At 66.3% G+C, this 3,382-nt stretch carries 1 protein-coding gene; it reads left to right on the top strand.

Going from position 1 to position 3,382, the window contains the following annotated elements; translation table 11 throughout:
- Nucleotides 1–191 precede the first annotated feature (191 nt).
- Entirely contained in the window at nucleotides 192–3,326 is a 3,135-nt protein-coding gene (gene uvrB, locus E5X34_RS32400) for an excinuclease ABC subunit UvrB (protein ID WP_292573250.1), read from the top strand.
- Nucleotides 3,327–3,382 lie beyond the last annotated feature (56 nt).

The following is a 3,382-nucleotide window of genomic DNA, read 5'->3' as shown; positions in this document are numbered from 1 at the left end:
CCCTCTCCGTCCGCTTCGCGGACACCTCTCCCCGCCTCTGGCGGGGCGAGGAACCGTTGAGGTCGACGTTAGCCTGCCCCAGCGGATCATGACGCCTCTCCTGACAGCCTTCTGTCAGCAGCATCCGCGCCCGGCCGGCGCCCTTTCACTCGGCCCTTTCCATTTTGGCCGAGTCCACCCATATTCGGGCCATGGCCAGACATCCTGACAAGAAGACGCCTTCGCAAGACGGCGCGCCGAAGCGGCGCAGCCCGCTGACCGACTTCCTCGACGCCGCCGAGCCGTTGAACCCCGGCGGCTTCGCCGAGGCGCCGCAGGCAGACTTCACCGGCGCGCCGCTGACCGGCTCGATCTCCGACTGGGCCGGGCAGATCGAGCGCGAGGCGGAAAAGCAGCCGAAGGCGAAAGCCCCGAAGAAGATCCCCGAGCGCTCGTCGGCGCCCGGACGGACGGCGCGCGGCACCTCGATGGGCGGCGCGGCCTCGGCGAAGGAGCGCGCCGCCGCCGGCCTCAACCCGGTGGCCGGCCTCGACATCAGCCTGGAGGACGCCGAACAGGTTTCGTCCAGCGGCGTCACCGCGACCGTCGCCGCGCTGTCGGCGCTGATCGAGTCCGGCAATCCGCTGCACAAGGACGGCCAGCTCTGGACGCCGCACCGTCCCGCCCGGCCGGAAAAGTCGGAAGGCGGCATCGCCATCAAGATGGTGTCGGACTTCGAGCCGGCCGGCGACCAGCCGACCGCCATCAAGGACCTCGTCGAAGGCGTCGATCGGCACGACCGCACCCAGGTGCTGCTCGGCGTCACCGGCTCGGGCAAGACCTTCACCATGGCCAAGGTGATCGAGGAGACGCAGCGCCCAGCTCTGATCCTGGCGCCCAACAAGACGCTGGCCGCGCAGCTCTACGCCGAGTTCAAAAAGTTCTTCCCCGAGAACGCGGTCGAGTATTTCGTCTCCTACTACGACTATTACCAGCCGGAAGCGTATGTGCCCCGGACCGACACCTATATCGAGAAGGAATCCTCGATCAACGAGCAGATCGACCGAATGCGCCACTCGGCGACGCGCTCGCTGCTCGAACGCGACGACGTCATCATCGTCGCTTCGGTGTCCTGCATCTACGGTATCGGCTCGGTCGAGACCTACACGGCGATGACCTTCCAGATGCAGGTCGGCGACCGGCTCGACCAGCGCTCGCTTCTCGCCGACCTCGTCGCCCAGCAATACAAGCGCCAGGACATCAACTTCGTGCGCGGCTCGTTCCGCGTGCGCGGCGACACGATCGAGATCTTTCCCGCCCACCTGGAAGACCGCGCCTGGCGCATCTCGATGTTCGGCGACGAGATCGAGTCGATCACCGAGTTCGATCCGCTGACCGGCCAGAAGACCGGCGAGCTGAAGAGCGTCAAGATCTACGCCAACTCGCACTATGTGACGCCGCGCCCGACCTTGAATCAGGCCATCAAGTCGATCAAGGAAGAGCTCAAGCATCGCCTGCAAGAGCTTGAAAAGGCTGGACGCTTGCTGGAAGCGCAGCGGCTGGAACAGCGCACGCGCTTCGACCTGGAGATGCTGGAGGCGACCGGCTCCTGCGCCGGCATAGAGAACTATTCCCGCTATCTCACCGGCCGCGCCCCGGGCGAGCCGCCGCCGACCTTGTTCGAATATGTACCCGACAATGCGCTGATCTTCATCGACGAAAGCCACGTCACCGTGCCGCAGATCGGCGGCATGTATCGCGGCGACTTCCGCCGCAAGGCGACGTTGGCGGAGTACGGCTTCCGCCTGCCCTCCTGCATGGACAACCGGCCGCTGCGCTTCGAGGAATGGGACGCGATGCGCCCGCTCTCCGTAGCGGTCTCGGCCACACCGGGCGGCTGGGAGCTGGAGCAGTCCGGCGGCGTTTTCGCCGAGCAGGTCATCCGCCCGACCGGGCTGATCGATCCGCCGGTCGAGGTGCGCCCGGCCAAGAGCCAGGTCGACGATGTCGTCGGCGAGATCCGCGAGACGACGAGGCTCGGCTACCGCACGCTGGTCACCGTGCTGACCAAGCGCATGGCCGAGGACCTCACCGAATATCTGCATGAGAACGGCATTCGCGTCCGCTACATGCATTCCGACATCGACACGCTGGAGCGCATCGAAATCCTGCGCGACCTGCGCCTCGGCGCCTTCGACGTGCTGGTCGGCATCAACCTGCTGCGCGAAGGCCTCGACATTCCGGAGTGCGGCTTCGTCGCCATCCTCGACGCCGACAAGGAAGGGTTCCTGCGTTCGGAAACCTCGCTGATCCAGACCATCGGCCGCGCCGCCCGCAATGTCGACGGCAAGGTCATCCTCTACGCCGACCAGATCACCGGCTCGATGGAGCGGGCGATGGCGGAGACCAACCGCCGCCGCGAGAAGCAGATGGAGTGGAACGCCGCCAACGGCATCACGCCGGAATCGGTCAAGTCGCGCATCGCCGACATCCTCGACTCGGTCTACGAAAAGGACCATGTCCGCGCCGACATCTCGCAGTTCACCGACGATGCCGGCGCCATGATCGGCAACAATTTGAAAACCCATCTCGAGGCGCTCGACAAGCAGATGCGCGATGCCGCCGCCAATCTCGACTTCGAGAAGGCGGCGCGTGTCCGTGACGAGATCAAGCGGCTGCGCGAGATGGAGCTCGCCATCTCCGACGATCCGCTGGCGCGCGAGGTGGAAAGCCAAAGTCCCGCATCGGGCCGCGAGAAGGGCAAGCACAACAAGGGCGTCGCCAGGCATCGCACGGCCGAGGAGCAGGAGCGTTTCCGCAGGCTCGACGAGGCACGCGCCGCCGAGGAGGCGGCCAAGGCCGCCCGGCCCAACCTGTTCCGCAAGCCGCATCTCGACGAGATGGGTGCCGACGGCGCCCTGCCGGTAAAGAAGCCGCTCTTCGCCAAGCCCTCGCTCGACGACATGGGCCCCGGCACGGATATGACGACGCCGGCCGGCGCGGTCTCGCGCTCGCTGTTCAAGAAGCAGACGGCGCAGGAAGCGCATGGCTCCGACTTCGGCATTCCCGGCGACCGCACAAAGCCGTTGTTCCGCAAGAACTCGCTCGACGAGATGACGGTGCGGCGGACGGAAAAGCCCGTCGAGGGAAAAGTGCCGGCGAAGCCAAAGCCGATCTCCCCCCTTGTGGGGGAGATGTCCGGCAGGACAGAGGGGGGCGCGAACGAACGCGACGATTCCAGCAACCCCATCGTCCGCCAGCGTTCGGGCATCGGCTCCTACGAGGACCCGGCCGACGAGCGCCGTCAGAAACGCCGGCCGGGCAAGACCGGGCGGCCGGGGCAGTAGCGCCTTTCCCTTCTCCCCTTGTGAGGGCTTTGCACGGAACTGAGTTGGTGATTCGG

It is taken from the genome of Mesorhizobium sp. (genome assembly GCF_004963255.1).
Taxonomy (GTDB): Bacteria; Pseudomonadota; Alphaproteobacteria; order Rhizobiales; family Rhizobiaceae; genus Mesorhizobium.
This window is presented reverse-complemented; position numbering and strand designations above follow the sequence as displayed.

Coding starts and splice junctions, on each gene's coding strand:
- uvrB (WP_292573250.1), top strand. CDS start 192: ATGGCCAGACATCCTGACAAGAAGACGCCTTCGCAAGACGGCGCGCCG.